Source organism: Microcoleus sp. LAD1_D5 (assembly GCF_036702115.1).
In the GTDB taxonomy this organism is placed as follows: Bacteria; Cyanobacteriota; Cyanobacteriia; order Cyanobacteriales; family Microcoleaceae; genus Microcoleus.
Genome location: NZ_JAUBSA010000096.1, coordinates 1 through 17208, shown reverse-complemented (window position 1 = coordinate 17208; position 17208 = coordinate 1). Strand labels below are relative to the sequence as shown.

At 45.9% G+C, this 17208-nt stretch carries 11 protein-coding genes and 1 pseudogene; 9 read left to right on the top strand and 3 right to left on the bottom strand.

Annotation, left to right across the window (positions count from 1 at the left end; translation table 11 throughout):
* Nucleotides 1-70: 70 nt before the first annotated feature.
* The 4 genes and pseudogenes from QUA70_RS25595 to QUA70_RS25580 all read left to right on the top strand — a co-directional run.
* Nucleotides 71-235 (top strand): annotated as a pseudogene (locus QUA70_RS25595) (ATP-binding protein); the annotation flags it as partial.
* Between the two features lie 282 nt (nt 236-517).
* Complete coding sequence (locus QUA70_RS25590) at nt 518-1357, top strand: DUF1361 domain-containing protein (RefSeq protein WP_333350647.1); 840 nt, start codon at nt 518-520, stop codon at nt 1355-1357.
* Nucleotides 1358-1578: 221 nt separating this feature from the next.
* Nucleotides 1579-3546: an ABC transporter ATP-binding protein/permease gene (locus tag QUA70_RS25585; RefSeq protein WP_333350645.1), complete on the top strand. Its 1968-nt coding sequence runs from the start codon at nt 1579-1581 to the stop codon at nt 3544-3546.
* A gap of 443 nt (nt 3547-3989) precedes the next feature.
* Nucleotides 3990-5633, top strand: coding sequence for an NB-ARC domain-containing protein (locus QUA70_RS25580; protein ID WP_333350643.1), 1644 nt, complete (start codon nt 3990-3992; stop codon nt 5631-5633).
* Nucleotides 5634-5700: 67 nt separating this feature from the next.
* On the opposite strand, the gene QUA70_RS25575 is transcribed toward QUA70_RS25580, so the two are convergent.
* Together QUA70_RS25575 and QUA70_RS25570 are read right to left on the bottom strand one after the other, a co-directional pair.
* Nucleotides 5701-7431, bottom strand: coding sequence for an NAD(P)H-quinone oxidoreductase subunit 4 (locus QUA70_RS25575; protein ID WP_333333057.1), 1731 nt, complete (start codon nt 7429-7431; stop codon nt 5701-5703).
* A 248-nt stretch (nt 7432-7679) separates the two neighbouring features.
* Nucleotides 7680-8609 carry an ADP-ribosylglycohydrolase family protein gene (locus QUA70_RS25570; RefSeq protein ID WP_333350641.1) on the bottom strand — a complete coding sequence of 310 codons (930 nt, stop codon included), beginning with the start codon at nt 8607-8609 and terminating at the stop codon, nt 7680-7682.
* Nucleotides 8610-9035: 426 nt separating this feature from the next.
* Between QUA70_RS25570 and minC the strand changes: the two genes are divergently transcribed.
* From minC to minE, 3 genes are all read left to right on the top strand, one after another.
* A complete protein-coding gene (gene minC, locus QUA70_RS25565; protein ID WP_333350639.1) occupies nt 9036-9839 on the top strand; it encodes a septum site-determining protein MinC in 804 nt (267 codons plus the stop codon).
* 407 nt (nt 9840-10246) lie between these two features.
* A complete protein-coding gene (gene minD / locus QUA70_RS25560; protein ID WP_172190817.1) occupies nt 10247-11053 on the top strand; it encodes a septum site-determining protein MinD in 807 nt (268 codons plus the stop codon).
* Nucleotides 11054-11273: 220 nt separating this feature from the next.
* Nucleotides 11274-11645 carry a cell division topological specificity factor MinE gene (gene minE / locus QUA70_RS25555; protein ID WP_333333063.1) on the top strand — a complete coding sequence of 124 codons (372 nt, stop codon included), beginning with the start codon at nt 11274-11276 and terminating at the stop codon, nt 11643-11645.
* A gap of 214 nt (nt 11646-11859) precedes the next feature.
* Here the strand turns inward: minE and QUA70_RS25550 are convergent, their stop codons facing one another.
* On the bottom strand, nt 11860-13029 hold the full coding sequence (locus tag QUA70_RS25550) for a DUF58 domain-containing protein (protein WP_333350637.1): 1170 nt from the start codon (nt 13027-13029) through the stop codon (nt 11860-11862).
* Nucleotides 13030-13311: 282 nt separating this feature from the next.
* Between QUA70_RS25550 and QUA70_RS25545 the strand changes: the two genes are divergently transcribed.
* On the top strand, nt 13312-14643 hold the full coding sequence (locus tag QUA70_RS25545; RefSeq protein ID WP_333350635.1) for a PilT/PilU family type 4a pilus ATPase: 1332 nt from the start codon (nt 13312-13314) through the stop codon (nt 14641-14643).
* 568 nt (nt 14644-15211) lie between these two features.
* Nucleotides 15212-16843, top strand: coding sequence for a polysaccharide biosynthesis protein (locus QUA70_RS25540; protein ID WP_333350634.1), 1632 nt, complete (start codon nt 15212-15214; stop codon nt 16841-16843).
* The last annotated feature ends 365 nt before the right edge of the window (nt 16844-17208 follow it).

Sequence of the window (17208 nt, the reverse complement as noted above, 5' to 3'; positions counted from 1 at the left end):
GCTTCTGTGATTTATTGCGTAAGCGTTGCTTGCCGTAGGCGTCGCATCCCTCTTTAAAAACTGTCCGGAGTATTGTACTACAAAAGCTGTGGGTAAAGGTACGGGGTTGGGAATGTCTATCGCGCACTCGATTGTGGTGGAAAAGCACAAGGGCAATATTGAGTGTATTTCGTCCATAGGATGCGGAACGACTTTTAAGATTGAGATTCCGATCGACAAAGTGTATAAAGAGTAGGGTGCGTCAGTCGATTTTAGATTTTAGATTTTAGATTTAGATTTTAGATTTTAGATTTTAGAATTGACTCCACAGTGGTAGGGTGCGTCAGTCGATTTTAGATTTTCAGGCGCGGGCGTGGAGTCATAAGCTGACGCACCCTACAAGTAGTAGCAGTTCCTAATTTTCAGGCGCGCCGTCTGGAGCGATAAGCGGATGCACCCTACAAGTTAAGGACTAAAATAGACTGAAGCTGCGAATGAAGCGGTGCTGCATCAAACCTTTAAGTGTATAAAAATTGACATGATGGGATTAATCCTGGAAGCGCTGCAAGCAATGGGACACAATGTCCGCTGGATGTCTTGGAATTTGTTTTTGAGTTTAGTACCGCTGGGCCTGAGTTTTTGGCTGTTCCGCAAACCTCGATCGCGCTGGCTGCTGTGGGGTACGGGCTTTCTCCTCGGCGCTACTTTTTTGTTCAGTACGCGCCCTGTTTTTGCCTATCTGAAGCACATAGTGCAAGATGTGGGCAAAACATACGTTTTGGGGGCGATCGCGATTACGCTGGCACTGATGGCTTTAGACATCTGGGTACTGCGGCAGCGCGGAGTTCGCTCTCTCCGGTGGTGGGTCGGCTTTTTCTGGTTTATCGCATTTTTACCCAATGCGCCCTACGTTTTAACTGATATCATTCACCTGATTCGCCAGATTAAAGAGGGGCACTCGGTGTGGATTGTGACTCTAGCTTTGATCCCGCAGTATCTGGCGTTTATGCTGGCCGGGTTTGGGGCTTACGTGCTGTCGGTGATGAATTTGGGTTACTATTTGAAGCAACAGGGTTGGAGTAAATTTATCCTGGCAACGGAGATAACTATACACGCACTTTCGGCGATCGGAATTTATTTAGGGCGATTTATCCGCTTCAACAGTTGGGATATTCTGACTAACCCCGATGCGCTAGTTAACACAGTAATGAACGATTTGATAGGCAAGCGTCCGGTTTTAGTAATGGCTGTCACTTTTGTAGTAATTGCTGTTTTGTATTGGCTAATGAAACAAGTAATTTTAGGGATTAGCCAACGATTTTACAGCAGTAAGTTGCAGTCGGACTTGGCCGGCGATAGCGCAACTTCTTCCAGCTAGAGCGATTTGAGATTTGAGATTAAAGAATTGATTCAACAGAGGAATCTAAGAGCGTGAACTAAGCTCTTAAATTTTTTCTTGCCACCAGTTAAGTCGGAAAACCAGTTTCCGTCTGTGGGTGAGACAAATTTTTTCGCGAAACTCCGAAATAAATTACTGCTGCAGTTTGTCACAACACTTGATATGTTAGAACAGTCAAAGTAGTTTTGTAAACAGCAAAGATGAATCGATTTGACCGTCAGTTGTGGCAGAGATTTATTGCGATCGCTCAGCCTTACTTTTATCCTTTAGAGCCTGGGGGCGGCAGAATATTTTTAGGATTAGTGGCGCTGTTGTTGATATTTCTCTTCGCTGCGATGTTTGTGGCTGTCAGTGTTGTCAGTTTGGGTGCTCAACTCTTTTTTCCAGACGCTTTTAACGGGGTGGCCGCTGGCTTAGCTACTTTGATTAAAGGGATTATCTACTCACCGACAATTGCGATCGTTGGTTTAATGCTAATCCTCCCGCTGGCTGCTTTTGTCTTTTTCCGAAGCAAGTTGATACCGCGCTGGAAGCAGTGGATAATGTTAGCTCTGCTGCTATTTTTGTCGCTGTCGGTTAGCGGAATTAACGTAGTAATTAGCTACATTGGTAACTTTTTTACGACATCACTTGCTGAAAAAGATCAAACCACTTTTTGGCGGTTTATGTGGGTCTATGCTGGAGTTTTCATAATCGGTACTCCGATAGTGGTGATTTACCGCTATACCCAAGATAAACTAGGACTGTATTGGCGAGAGTGGATGACTGATAGTTTCCTGGATAGATATTTTCAAAACCGCGCTTATTACGAAGTAAATTCTCAGAAAGAAATTGACAATCCCGACCAGCGAATTTCTGAAGACATAAACTCGTTTACTAGCACAAGTTTATATTTTTTGCTGCTGATGTTGGGAGCAGTTATTGATGTTATTTCGTTTACGTGGATTCTCTGGTCTATTTCTGAAGGCCTTTCGATAGGTCTAATTATTTATGCTGTCTTTGGCACGGCAGTAATGGTAATTTTTGGCAAAAGGTTGATTGTTTTGAACTTCAATCAGCTTCGCAAAGAAGCTGACTTTCGCTATGGATTGGTTCACATTAGGGACAATGCAGAATCAATTGCCTTTTACCGGGGAGAAGCACAGGAATCTGTTCAGGTGAAACACCGATTTTTAGAAGCAGTTCGGAACTTTAATTTGCTAATTGGCTGGCAGCGGAATCTGGAATATTTTACACGCACTTATAAATATGCAACTTATATTATCCCCTCTTTGTTTCTGGCTTCTATCTACTTTGCAGGTGAGATAAGATACGGCGATATTACTCAAGCTGAATTTGCTTTTCGTCAGGTTTTAGAGGCATTTTCTTTGGTGGTATATAATATTGAAGACTTGAGTGCTTTTGCGGCGGGTATTAATCGTCTAGCTACGTTTAATGAGTCTTTAAAAAATGAAAAAAATGCTATTAAATTCGACGAAATCCGAAGAATCGATACAGTTATAAATTCGCAGTTGACATTGGAACACGTTACTTTATATACTCCGAAGCAGCAAAAGACTTTGATTAGGGATTTGTCGGTAGCGGTGTCGCCAGGGGAAGGACTGTTAATTGTCGGTCAAAGCGGTGCTGGGAAGAGTTCTTTGCTGCGGGCAATTGCGGGTTTGTGGGAATCGGGAACCGGCCGTTTGGCGCGGCCGGAACTCCGAGAAATGTTGTTTTTGCCGCAGCGTCCTTATATGATTTTGGGTAGTTTGCGATCGCAACTTTTGTATCCCAATACCAGCAGCGCAGTTGATGAGGAAAAATTGCACCTCGTTTTGGCATCAGTAAATTTAGCAGATTTGCCCGACAGATTGGGCGGTTTTGATGCGGATTTAGATTGGGGTGAGATTTTGTCGCTGGGAGAACAGCAACGTTTAGCTTTTGCTAGATTGTTATTGACGGAACCGAGATACGCTATGTTGGATGAGGCGACAAGTGCTTTGGATTTGAAGAACGAGCAACATTTATACGAGCAATTGCAAGCCACTAAAACTACGTTTGTCAGTGTCGGCCACAGAATGAGTTTGCTGCAATATCACCAGCAGGTTTTGGAACTTTTGGGCGATGGGAGTTGGCGGCTGGTTTCGACGGAAGAATACCGCGCTAGTGCGAAGGTTTTTGGCTGAGCCTGATACAGCGCTGCTTTCAGGAATGGTGAATTTACCCGGTTGTTGGTTGGGGGTGAGTGGTGGCGCGGTTGGAGATTTATGGTTTGGTGCTATAAATTAATCGCCGTGCCTCCACCCATCCTACAATAGGTTCTACCGGTAGGGACATAGCAACAATCAATGCCGATCCATTCCCGGTTCCTCATACCCTTTTAAATTAAAGAATTAAAGAATTGAAAAATTGGTAATGACTGATTCTGTATGGGTTTGGATCGCGGGCCTACAGTTGCATTCTTTGTTTAAACTGATATCACAATCGATAAAGGGGTATAAATATCTAAAACTGCCTAAACAGCAAAAAGCAAGCTGAACGTTTGCAGATTCGATTCAATTGCTCGCCCGCGAGAACTCACAGAATATAATAGAAGATAGATTTTTTTAGTATAGGCGAGATTCCTACCTTGACTACTCCGATTCCTCAAAACTTTGTGCAAACGATCGCCAAACAGCGCGGTGTCACAGATGCCGAGTTAGAAACTGTGTTTATGGCTCTCGATGGTCAATCTACGGCGAAGATCGCCACAAAGCTTGGCATTAGCGACATCGCCGTTCGCAAAAGACTCGGCGAAGTTTACAAAAAGTTTCAGATCGGGGGGAACGGCCCTGGAAAGCTTTCGGAATTGAGGCATCAGTTGCTGTTCTCATACCACACGGATCAGGGAACGAGCGATTTTAGTCGACGTAAAGGCTCTCTATTGAAGATGGCGCTCCTCTCCGAGGGCTTCGCTAACGGACACCGACAGGAAGATTGGGGTCAAGCACCGGATGTTTCGGTTTTTTACGGACGGACTGAAGAATTAACTACTTTAAAGCAGTGGACTGTATCAGATAATTGTCGCCTGGTAGCGCTGCTGGGTTTGGCTGGTAGCGGCAAAACAACTCTGTCGGTGCAGTTGGCAAAACAGGTACAGAATGAGTTTGATTTTGTGATTTGGCGATCGCTGCGATCGACACCAGCACCATCCGACTTCCTAGGAAGCTTAATTCAACTTTTTTATAACCAACAACAACCCGATGTACAGATCGACCTCAACAGCCAAATTTCGCGATTGGTCGAGTATCTGCGGAAACACCGCTGTCTGGTAATTTTAGACGATTTTGAAGCGGTTCTCAGACCAGAAGAATTAGCGGGACACTACCGCGAAGGCTGCGAAGGATATCGAGATTTAATTGTGCGGCTGTCAGAGGTCAATCACAATAGCTGTTTACTGCTAGTTAGTTCAGAAGAACCTACGGAACTGGCTTTGCTGGCGGGAGAAAAAGTGCGGTCTTTAAAACCTGCTATTTCCTCGGAAATAGCGCGGGAAATTTTCCAAGAAAAAGGTTTGTCGGCTCAAGATCAAGAGTTGGAAATCTTGTTATCCCGCTACGGAGGCAATCTGTTAGCATTAAAGATTGTAGCGACCACAATTAACGAGTTTTTCGAGGGAAATGTTTTAAAGCTTTTGGAAGCAACGGCGTTATTTATTGAAGAACATATCAGCAATTTGCTGGCGCAGCAGTTCGAGCGAATGTCGAGCTCTGAACAAGAGATTGCCTACTGGATTGCTATTGCTCAAAGTCCGATTTCCCTGGGGAGTTTGCGAGAGCATATCTTGGTCAATTTATCGCTTTCGGATTTGCTGAAAAATCTCGATTCTCTGGGTCGTCGCTCGCTGATTGAAAAAATTAGTAAGGGCGGGGAAACTGTTTTTATGCTTCAGCCTTTGATCGTGCAATATGTGAGCGACAGATTAGGGGAGCAAATTCGAGCTGAGGTTTTGGAGACGGTTAAGACGCAAGGAATAGAAAGAATGGGGCTGTTGAAAACTCACAAATTGAGCATCAATATTGCTAAACGGAAAGGGGATAAAGGCGAACCAAGTAGCTCTATTTTAGCATTAGTAAAAAATCGGTTGCAAGTGTTGTTTATGAAGACGATAGGCTCTGAAGAACCGCTAAATATCTTGAAGAAAGTTGCCTCTGACCTGGAGGATAAATCGATTCTTGAGGTGGGATATGCTAGGGAGAATCTGGCGCAAATTATTTCAGAAATTCAGCGATAAGAAAAAAGCGATCGCCCTTTGCCAAAAGCGATCGCCCAATTTTTAACAAAAACAGAATTCGATAAAATTATTTGACAATGCCCAAAACCGATGCAGATTCAGACCTTGTAATTTTGCCCAAAGCAGGCGATTTTTGAGCTTGTGCAATTTTGGGAAGCAAAAGTTGATTCGCATAAATCCGAGGATTTTCTTGAGCAATTTGGATGTAAGATTGGCGGACTTCTGCGGTGACTGCGACAGTCTTGGCATCGTAGACTTGCATCGCCATCTTAGGATAGAAACCAATGCCGACAATCGGTATCAAAAAGCAAAATGCGATCGCCAATTCGCGAGGTTTAGCATCAATAAACTCTGCATCACCAGGCAAAACGCAACTATTACCGAAACAAACCGCTGCATCCAGATTGTTTCTCTGGTTCTGCAAATTCAGATCCTCAAGGTCGCAAGCCGCTAGTGTCCCACAGTTGTAAAATAACTGTCGCAGCATCGAGAGCAAATAAATCGGTGTCAAAATCACTCCAACCGCCGACAGGAACACAATCGCTGCGCGGAAAGAATCGCTGTAGATATCGCTAGTTGCTACACCGACAAATACCGAAAGTTCGCTAGCAAAACCGCTCATTCCCGGAAGTGCCAAAGATGCCATCGCGCCTACGGTAAACAAGGCAAACACTTTCGGCATGACTTTGCCAATCTCGCCCATTTCATCCATGATCATTGTATGGGTGCGATCGTAAGTAACGCCAGCCAGGAAAAACAATACTGAGGCGATTAAACCGTGGGAAATCATTTGCAACAGCGCCCCGTTGATTCCCAAATCCGTGAAGGAAGCAATACCCAACAACACGAATCCCATGTGAGAAATCGACGAATTGGCTAAGCGACGCTTCATGTTCGATTGGCCGAAGGAATTCAGCGCGCCGTAGATAATATTGACCACGCCGAGCACCGCCATAATCGGTGCAAAGTAAACGTGTGCTTTGGGAAGAAGTTCCAAATTCAGGCGAATCAGTCCGTATCCGCCCATTTTCAGCAACACACCTGCCAGAATCATCGACACGGGAGAAGATGCTTCGCCGTGGGCGTCAGGTAGCCAAGTGTGGAAGGGGAAAATCGCCAGTTTCACGCCGAAAGCAATGAACAATCCCGCATAAAGCAGTAATTCTAAACCGAGTGGGTAGTCCTTCAAGCCTAGTTCTACCATGTCGAAGGTGGGGGTGCCTCCGCCGTAAAATGCCATTGCTAAGGCAGCTATCAAAATAAAGATGGAAGCGCCTGCGGTGTAAATCAAGAATTTGGTAGCTGCGTAGCGGCGGTTTTGTCCGCCCCAAATCGAGATTAGCAGGTACACCGGAATGAGTTCTAGTTCCCAGACAATGAACAGCAGCATGATGTCTTGGGCAACGAACACTCCTATTTGTGCGGAGTACATCACCAGCATCAGGAAGTAGAAGAGTCGTGGCTTGCGATCGACTTCCCATGCAGCAAAAATAGATAGAGTCGTCACCAATCCCGCCAACAGTACCAGGGGAACTGACAGTCCGTCAACGGAAACAGACCAGTTGAGGCCTAAAGAAGGTATCCACGAATACTGCTCTACGATTTGGAAACTAGAGATACTCGGATCGTAATGAGTCCAAAACACCCAGCACATTAATACAAAATCTGCAATACCTACGCCTAGCGCATACCAGCGCACGGTTTTGCCGTCTGTATCGGGCAGAAAAGGGATGGCGATGGAAGCGAGGAGGGGTAGGATGACAATTGCGGTCAGCCAAGGAAATTGATCCGCTATCATGATAGTGAGAATAAATACTTAGTTGGAAGTTACCAAGATTATAATACTAAATTTAATCAAACATTAAGATTTGTAAATAAATCTTTTTTTTTAGAGGTATGCGGAGTAAATCCGCTAAACACAACTTGTTGCAAAAGTCAAGAAGTTTTGCAGTTATTAGTCAGTAATCATTAGTCGCACTTTAGTGGTTGACAATTACCGATGACCGATTACTCTGTTGTCATGCAGTGGCAAACTGTGGTAAATATTCAGCTCGATCGAGATAAAGTCCAGAGTCGATCGGCGAAAGATTCAATTAAAGGGAGATACGCCAATTGCGATCGCCATTTTTCCGGTATACCACATTCTCCGTAAAAAGCCCCAGCCAACTGTCCGTAAACCGCACCAGTGGTATCCGCATCGTCGCCCAAATTTACAGCCAACAAACAGCCTTCAGCAAAAGAAGAACTGTTGTAAAACGCCCAAAGTGCCGCCTCCAAAGACTTGACAACATAACCAGTACCTTTAATTTCAGGAGGTTGTCGCAATTTAAAGGAACCCGCCGCAATCTCATCAATCTCTGCTACCAGGGGATTTGCTGCCCAATATCCAGAAATCGGACAATATCTTTCCGAAAGCAACACATCTTTAGCAACTCCATTCACCGCCCCCGCAATTAAAGCACCCAAATAACGGCAAGCATCCACACAAGTAGCAGCACCGTGAGTAGTTCGAGAACTTTCTGCCGATTTTTCTATTACTTCTAAAGGATTATTCGCATAAAACAAAGGCACGGGAGCCAAACGCATAATCGAACCATTTCCAGCAGCCCAAGCATCCGTAGAACCGCAGTAAGGTTTGTTTGTATCTTCAAACTTCCCAAGTGCTAGTTGAACCGTATTGCCAATATCAAAACATTTACCAGTGCTGCTCAAATGTCCGTCTCGCCACCACCGCAAATAAGTTTTTAACTGATGGACTGGATTGAAACCTCGTTTCTCAATCAAACTTTCAGCCAAACAAAGCGCCATCGAAGTATCGTCCGTCCACTCGCCCGGTTGCAGTTTAAACGGGCCGCCGCCAACAATATCGTTAATAGGCGCAAACGTTCCAGGGCGACAGAACTCTAAAGTGGTTCCGAGAGCATCGCCAAGTGCTAAACCGAGAAGACTGCCGCGATAATGTTCTATTTGCTGCATAACGTAATTGAAAATTAATAATTAGTAAGCGCTATTGAATTCAAAACTATTTCTATCTGCATCTGATCTGCGTGTATAACAATCGATGCCAAAATTGGCAAATTCTCTCTTTCCCTCTTCTCTTAATTCTCTTTCTCTGTGTCCTGCGTCCTCTGCGGTTCATTCAAAAAAAATCTCGTTCACAATAATCGATACCAAATTTGTGAACTTCTCTCCTTATATCTTCTGAACTCTTAATTCTCTTTCTCTGTGCCCTCTGCGCCCTCTGTGGTTCATTAAAACAAAATCTTCTTCACAAACGAAATAGAACTGCCCTAACTGCCGTTAAAAATAAAAAAACAAGACTTTCTCCCCAAATGCTGAGCCAAAAGACGACTCAGGCTAATATTGATGTTAACCTGTCCCTACCCGATATCAAACTGTCCCATGACACCCGATGCCTCCGCCGCAGCCGCTGCTGCCGCCCCTCAATCCACACCCGAAGTCAGCTTAGAGTTGCAAGTCCGACTCAAGACAGAAGATGGACAGCTACTGTTGCTACTCCCCCCAGAAACTAATAACGAACCTGCAACAGCCTCCGCCTCGACTTGGACTGAACTTTGGCAGCAGCTAAAAGTCAGGCTGAATGCGGGAGAACGCTTTTGGCAGCCAAACGCAGAAGTACAATTGATGGGGAACGATCGACTTTTAGATATCCGCCAACTGCAAGAAATCGCTGATGCCCTCTCCGAAGTGGAACTGCAACTCAAACGAGTCCACACCAACCGCCGCCAAACAGCCGTTGCCGCAGCTACGGCAGGCTATTGTGTAGAACAGCAGCCTCCGGTTTCTTCCCTGAATAAAGCCACTGCCGAAAAACCGCAATCGCTGGCGGAACCTTTATATTTGCAGATGACAGTGCGATCGGGCGTAGAAATTCGCCATCCAGGCACGATCGTACTTTTGGGAGACGTAAATCCCGGCGGCTCAGTCATCGCCGGAGGCGATATCCTAGTTTGGGGCCGTTTGCGGGGAGTCGTGCACGCCGGTGCCGGTGGTAATACCAAAAGTGTGATTATGACCTTGCAGATGGAACCGATGGTGATTAGGATTGCTAAGTATGTTGCCAGAGGCCCAGAAACCTCACCCGCTCAGTTTTTCCCGGAAGTCGCCTATGTGACGCCCCAAGGGATTCGGATCGGTAGAGCCTCTGATTTTGACAAATCGCAGTTAGTCGGGGGTAATGAGTAATCGATAATTGGTCAGTGATAATTGGTAATTGGTCAGTGATAATTGGTAATTGGTAATACTATTTCTCTTTAACCCTGCACTTGATAATTTTTGCCGGGGCTAAATCAGTCACTAAAGGACGCTTTAAAAATTAAGTGCAAATTCATAGAGAATTAGTAGAACAAAGAAAGTTGTGAGTTTATGAAGTAGGGGCAAAGGCTTTCGCCGTGTCCCTACGGCGGGGATAGAACGATCGCGTGGCGTCCTTCATAAACGTGGCATCTGCTGTAATTCCCTGAATAACCGATGGCTGCCTAATTACCAAAGAAGAATTGCCAATTATCAATTAACAATAAGACCAATTATCACTTAGCCATTACCAATTACCAATCACCAATTCCCAATTCCCAATAAATCTAAAATCGCTTATGGCTCGCATTATTGTTGTTACATCAGGGAAAGGCGGGGTAGGAAAAACCACCTCCACAGCCAATCTCGGCATGGCTTTAGCTAAGCGGGGGCGTAACGTTGCCGTAATTGATGCCGATTTCGGTCTCAGAAATTTAGACTTGCTGCTGGGCTTAGAAAATCGCATTGTTTATACGGCATTAGAAGTTCTCGCAGGAGAGTGCCGATTAGAGCAAGCTTTGGTGAAAGATAAGCGGCAGCCGCGCTTGGTGCTGTTGCCGGCTGCCCAAACTCGGATGAAAGATGCCATCAGCGCCGAGCAAATGAAGCAGCTTGTGGGGATGTTGGGAGCAAAATACGACTATATTTTGATCGACTCTCCTGCTGGAATTGAACAAGGTTTTCAAAATGCGATCGCGCCGGCTCAAGAAGGGATAATTGTCACCACTCCCGAAATCGCTGCTGTCCGCGATGCCGATCGAGTCATCGGCCTGCTGGAAGCCAACAACGTCAAGAAAATCAACCTCATCGTCAACCGGATCAGGCCCGCAATGGTGCTGGCAAATGATATGATGTCGGTACAAGACGTGCGGGAAATCCTTGCCATTCCGCTGTTAGGCGTCGTTCCCGACGACGAGCGCGTCATCGTTTCCACCAACCGAGGGGAACCATTAGTATTGTCGGAAACGGCCTCTTTAGCTGGAACTGCCTTCGACAATATTGCCCGCCGCTTAGAAGGCGAAAAAGTTGAATTTCTAGATCTCAATCCCCGTCGGGAAAACTTCTTCACTCGCCTCCGCAAGTTCTTAAACACTAAAATTATGTGATGTGCTGCAATATGAGCGATCGATCTTTAACAGCAGCGACCGCATCACAAAAACTAGCCCAAATTTTCCCCCAGTTACACCAGTTCCCAAAAAGAATGAAAGTGTCGCCCAGCTCGAAACCTGACGGGAATCACTGATTCCCCAATCGACAATCGAAAATCGAAAATCGAAAATGGTATGACCTTTTCTATGCCTAACCCTTGACAAACCAGCCCGACCCATGATACATACACTTCTCGAACGACTTTTCCCGCGCACCCCTGACAACAGCCGCGACGAGGTAAAACGGCGCCTCAAACTGGTTCTAGCCCACGATCGCTCAGAACTCAGCCCAGAAATGGTTGAGTCGATGCGCCGAGAAATTCTAGAGGTGGTATCTCGCTACGTGGAAATCGATACCACCGGATCTGAGTTCTCGCTGGAGAGCGACCAGCGGGCAACAGCACTGATTGCAAATCTCCCGATCCGGCGAGTCAGGCTGGAGCATCCACCGGAGAATTTGCCCCAGAATTTGCCCCCGAATCGGTCCGAAAATCGACCCGAATATGTACCGGAGTATGTAGTCGAAATTATCCCCGACACTAGAGAGTGATAGGGATTGAGATTTTATGGTCAGGCAAAGAGTTCGATCGGCTCGATCGCCATTTAAATTAAACTATCTCTCTCGAATTAAAATATTGTGGTGGGTACTCTTAAGTCGCCCAAAATATGTGATTAAAAAGGGAAAAAGTTTCTGATACCTAAAAACTCATGAAGTTAATCTTAATAACTAATGGCTCTTTCCAGAGGATCGGGCGTGGACTATCTTAATAACTAATCGCTCTTTCCAGAGTATCTTGTAACTGAAGTTCTAAGGGTCGGTCGGAGCGAATTTCTAAACCGGGTAACTCATGTTTTACTAACATTTTTTCTCCTATTTCAGCAGTGGCACTCGGCCAGAGTACCCAGCGGCTGCCTGGGGAAAGAGTGCTTAAACTTGCAGAATTTTGAGTCAGCCAAATTATCGGCAATTTCGGCAGACTCTCAACCGCATCTTCCCCAGCATTAACCGCCGCTAAAGTTTCCAAAACTACCCGGTTCCCCGATACGAGTCCAGTCCGGGCAGTCCAAAGTTTGACGTTTAAGAGGCGCTTGCTAGCATAGAAGTAAAGAGACGCCGCTACAGTCACGGCTCGTTCAAATTCTTCTGACTGCCACGCCGCAGCGCTGTCGAGAGCAATAATAATTTCTTGACCGCCGGCGGCAACTTCTAACTCTCTCACCCGCAGTTCTCCGTAGCGGGCGCTGGTGCGCCAGTGAATTAGGCGGGTGGGGTCTCCGTGGCGGTAAGGTCTCAGGTTGCGGGTGAGGCCTTCGGTAGCAGTTTGCGATCGACTACGATTGTAAAATTGCGGGCTGTCTTCTTGACCGATGCGATCGATCAAAGGGCAAGTGCTCAAGGGCAAAACTTGTGGATAGACAACCGCCACCGCTTTGACTGGGCGACTGCGCCGGCACCAAAACAACCCTAAAGGTGCCGCCGTCCTCAAGTTTACCTCTTGCCAACGATAGACCCCGCGCTGCCGGACTTCTAGATAGTATGTATCCCTGTATATACTGTTAGGGTCTATGACTTCGATGGGGCGGGCGACGGGTTCTCCCAATACAAACGGCAAGATGTCTACGACTTGTAACAGAGTCTTAGGTTGGCGGGCGCGATTTTCGATTTCTAGTTCGACGGTGATTTGATCGCCCGCACTCACCGGTTCGATGGGGCGGCGACGGACTTCCAAGGAACGGAGGGATTTTCCCGGCAAAACTGCCGCTACTCCCAACAGCGCCAAACCCCCACCGCTAAGCACATATAGCCACCCAGACATTGTATTGGTCGCAGACCCAAAAAAGAAAACCGTCATCCCCAAGAGCAGCCAACCCGCGTAGGCGGGGGTGACAGCTCGATTTTCGAGCCAGTCAGCAATTTTGTGACCGATGTTCATAGGAGTTTAAATTGTTAATTACTCGATCGCCCCATCAAGCCTAATTCTAAAATATTCTCAGCATTTAACACCGAATTAGCTGCGAGCGATTAGATTAGAAATCGGGCATTTTTTCGCAATAAATCTACATTGACCCCGCCCAAAAACGGATACAAGCCCCCGACACTCAGTCAGGGTCGATCCCCAAATTTTAGACTCTAGTTCTTGCTCCCAGATTAATCTGTGGAGTAAATCTAAAATCTAAAATCTAAAATCTAAAATAGACTGACTGGAGACAAAAAAATGAACCCATTAAACAATCCTACACCCCTTCGACCAGAGGCTCAAGCCCGCCGAACACCGCCCCCGCCCCCGCCTTTGGCTGCAACTCCCGCGCCGCCTCCACCCGCGCCGAGTGCGCCCCCCGCAGCCCAGCAGCAGCAGCAGCAGCAGCAGCAGCAGCAGCAGCAGCAGCAGCAGCAGCAGCAGCAGCGGCCTGTTGAGACACCCGTCAGTACGATCGAACAAATGGTCAGAGATGCCCATAGTGCCTCGGCTTCCGACATTCACATTCGAGTCGGCCAAGTACCTCGATTTCGGATTCGCGGTGTGATGCAAGTAGCGACCACCCACCCTAAAGTAACGCCAGAAATTTTTGAACATTACCTAGCCGAAATTCTCACCCCCGAACAGCGAAAACAGTTTGCAACTACCAAGGAATTAGATTCAGCAATTTTTTACCCTGGCTTCGTGCGGTGTCGGCTCAACTGTTTTGATTCCCTCAGCGGCGGTGCCCTAGTATTGCGGTTGATCAGTTTGGAAATACCTACTATCGATTCCTTGAGGTTGCCAGAAGTTTTCAAAAATATCATTTTGCGATCGCAGGGATTAATATTGGTTACTGGGCCTACCGGTTCGGGGAAATCGACAACCGTAGCTGCGATGATCGACCACCTGAATCAGATGGAGCAAAAGCACGTAGTTACAATTGAAGACCCGATCGAATTCATTCACCCCTCCAAAAAATGCTTGGTCAGCCAGCGGGAAGTCGGCTTGCATACTCATGAGTTTCAGCAGGCTTTGCGGGCAGTTTTGCGGGAAGATCCAGATGTAATTCTCATCGGGGAAATGCGCGATCGCGTTACCATCAATACAGCGTTGCAAGCAGCTCAAACAGGTCACTTAGTATTGGGAACTCTCCACACTCGCAGCGCCATTAACGCTATTAATCGGTTGTTGAACCTCTACCCGCCCGAGGAACAACAGGCGATGCGGATTCAAATTTGCGATTCTTTAGTAGCGGTAATTGCTCAACTTTTGCTGCCAACAGTTGACAACCGTCGGATAGCAGTTCACGATATTTTGGTGAATACACCTGCCATGCACGATTACTTGATGAAAGGTGCTGATGATGAAGCTTTCCGATTAATGGAACATGATACTTACGAAGGAATGCAGATTATCAACCAAGGTCTTTACAAACTGGTGCTTGAAGGCAGAGTGACGATCGAAGAAGCAGCAAAAACTTCTCCCGAAGCCAGCGATTTAGACCGCCGCTTGCGGACAGGAGGCTACGATGTTGGGGACGCTCGTGGCTTTGAAGGTAGCAAAAAAGAACGCACCGTTCGCGCCTAGTAGCAGCACACAGACAGGGGTAGGCACAGCAGGACTACCCCACCCATCAAGATAACAAGCTTTTCAGCAGACGGAAATATTTGGTTAGAGTTTGGGTGCGTATTTTTACTTAAAACTCCGCTCTATTTAGTAACAAAACATACATTTTAATTAAATAGTAAAATGATATAATCAATGTCGAGTTTATTGTTAAGTTTTTTAAACATAGACCTTACTTTACATAAACTTTAAAATTGCGTGAAAACTCGCAGGTAATTGCAAAGAAATAGTAAAGATATGTTCGGAGTATTGCCAACACTGAGCAATTTAAGTATATAGTTGTAGTGACAAATTTTGGACAGAGAAGATTCCGACTTTGCCGATATTTGCCGATCGCAGAAATAAGGCGGTTAAAAAAGCGCTTAATAAAACTACAAGCAGAGCTGATGGCGTGTCTTTCCGATTAAGTAGCTTTCTGTCTAAAAAATCCTAAAACCAACCAGACTTTTAAAGATTCTGTCCCTCGCTAATTTGTTTAACAACTCGCTTATCAGCAACGGTATTTCTAGAATTTAAAGGAGCAAAAAAAGTGAAGAGTGCATTTAACCCAAGAGAAGTGTTTGAAGGTGCCAGCACAGCAGAAATCATCGATCGCATCCAGCAGCTAGTTCCGCCCGGTTCCCCGGAACCGCAAGATCCTGAAATCCTCGCGGCCTTACAAACTCTCACCGCACAGCTAATCGCAGCTTATCAAGCCGACGGACAATTAGAAAGCGAACCTTTTAGCGACGTGCGCGATCGCACCATTCACCTATACGCGGCCAAAGTCAGCAGCCAAATCCAAGGAAAAACCATCCTCATCACCGGCGGAGAAGGATGTGTCGGCAGTTTCTTAATCGAAAAACTCCTCGAATTAGGCGCAACTAAAATCATTTCTGCCGACAACGCCCGATGTCAAAACCCCGAAGAAAATCTCCCGCTTTTTACCAGAGAAGGTGCAGTAACTTTCTATGCCGTTGACATTCGCAACATCGAGGCGCTCAAACACATATTTGAGGTAGAAAAACCAGAAATTGTTTTTCACCTAGCAGCCCAGCGCCAACCCGGACTCGCTGAAATCAAAATCCGAGAAACAGTTACAACCAGCCTGTTAGGATGTAAACACGTCATCCAACTGTGCGAAGAATACGGCATAGAACACTGCATCTTCTCTTCCACAGGCAAAACATCTCGATATTTTACAACCGAAGTTTACGCCGCCTCGAAGAAGTTTGCCGAATGGCAATTTGCCAAAGCAGCTCAAGAAGGAGATGTCACTTACGGGATGGTTCGCTTTACTCATATGTTGGAAAATAGCTTGTTCTGCGAGCAAATGTCCAAAAAAGTAGAGCAAGGTAAAACTGTCAACGTTCATGCTCCCCACCGCTACGTAACCGCTCAAAATCTGGTCGAAGCCGTACATTTATTGCTGAATTCTCTGGTTGTGTCGGTTCCCGGAAAACTGAAATTTGTTGCCGTAAGTAATCTCGGGTGGCCCACAGAAACCTTGGAAGTAGCTCTTTATAAAATTCTTGAATCAGGCAAAAATCTGCCGATTTATTTTCAAGGACTTTTACCGGGATACGAAGAACCGTTTTTCCTGGGACAGTTTGACTGGAAAAAACCTACAGACATTCACCTCCTAATTAATGTTTTGGAAGATCCTTTTAGAAGTGTTAACGATAGTGGTGACATGGTGAGTGTAGAATTAGCTCCTTTTTCTTTGCCCGTCTTAGATAAACAAGTGTCGAAGCTGGAAAGCTTAATCATTGATCCAGATTTCCCCGAAGTGCAAATCAAGCACGCTCTTGTCGCAGCGGAAAAAGAAGTGATTGCTTCCTCTTTTGCGTGGAGTGTCCCTGAAGACTTGTTGAAGATTTTGCAGTGGGGAATTAATCCGAAGAAATTGCAAGGTTACGGAACGGAAATCGCTGACTATAGCGAGATTATCGAACTCCTCCTGCAAGGAATCTGCGGGCGGCTGAGCCAAGAAGTCTTGCACAGTGCTGGAGTTACTGCTGATGAATTTGATGACTTGGTGGAGAGTCTTTCTACGCTGGATTCTATTCAAGCAGAAGTGGGATATTTGCGATCGGTGTCGAGATATCTCAGAGAATTTGCACCCCCCGCACAGTTCACCACCAAAAAATCTGAACCTGTTGCTATCCCGGATGCAGCGTAGCTTAAAAATAGTTTTGAGTGGGAAGATTGCTTCCTGATTGGCAACCCACAGGGGATGAATGAGTTAAACATCGACTAAGTGTTTAGTTGATTAAAAATAGAAAACGCAGAAACCAGGTTTCTTTTAAAAACCTGGTTTCTCCAGTCTGGGCTTGTTTGAGGTTTAATTAAATAGAGTGACTTAACATTGTCAGAATAGACATGATATGATATTAGTTGCGACCGCACAACCGCAATCAAATTAATTTGTAGTAATGACGCTAGTCCTAGTAGTTTTAGGAGGACTTAAGTCCAATGGCACTGAAAAAGGCTTAATCACGCCCGCAGTTTAGCTTTCAAGACAGAGCGAGGTTCCTGCATTCGAGG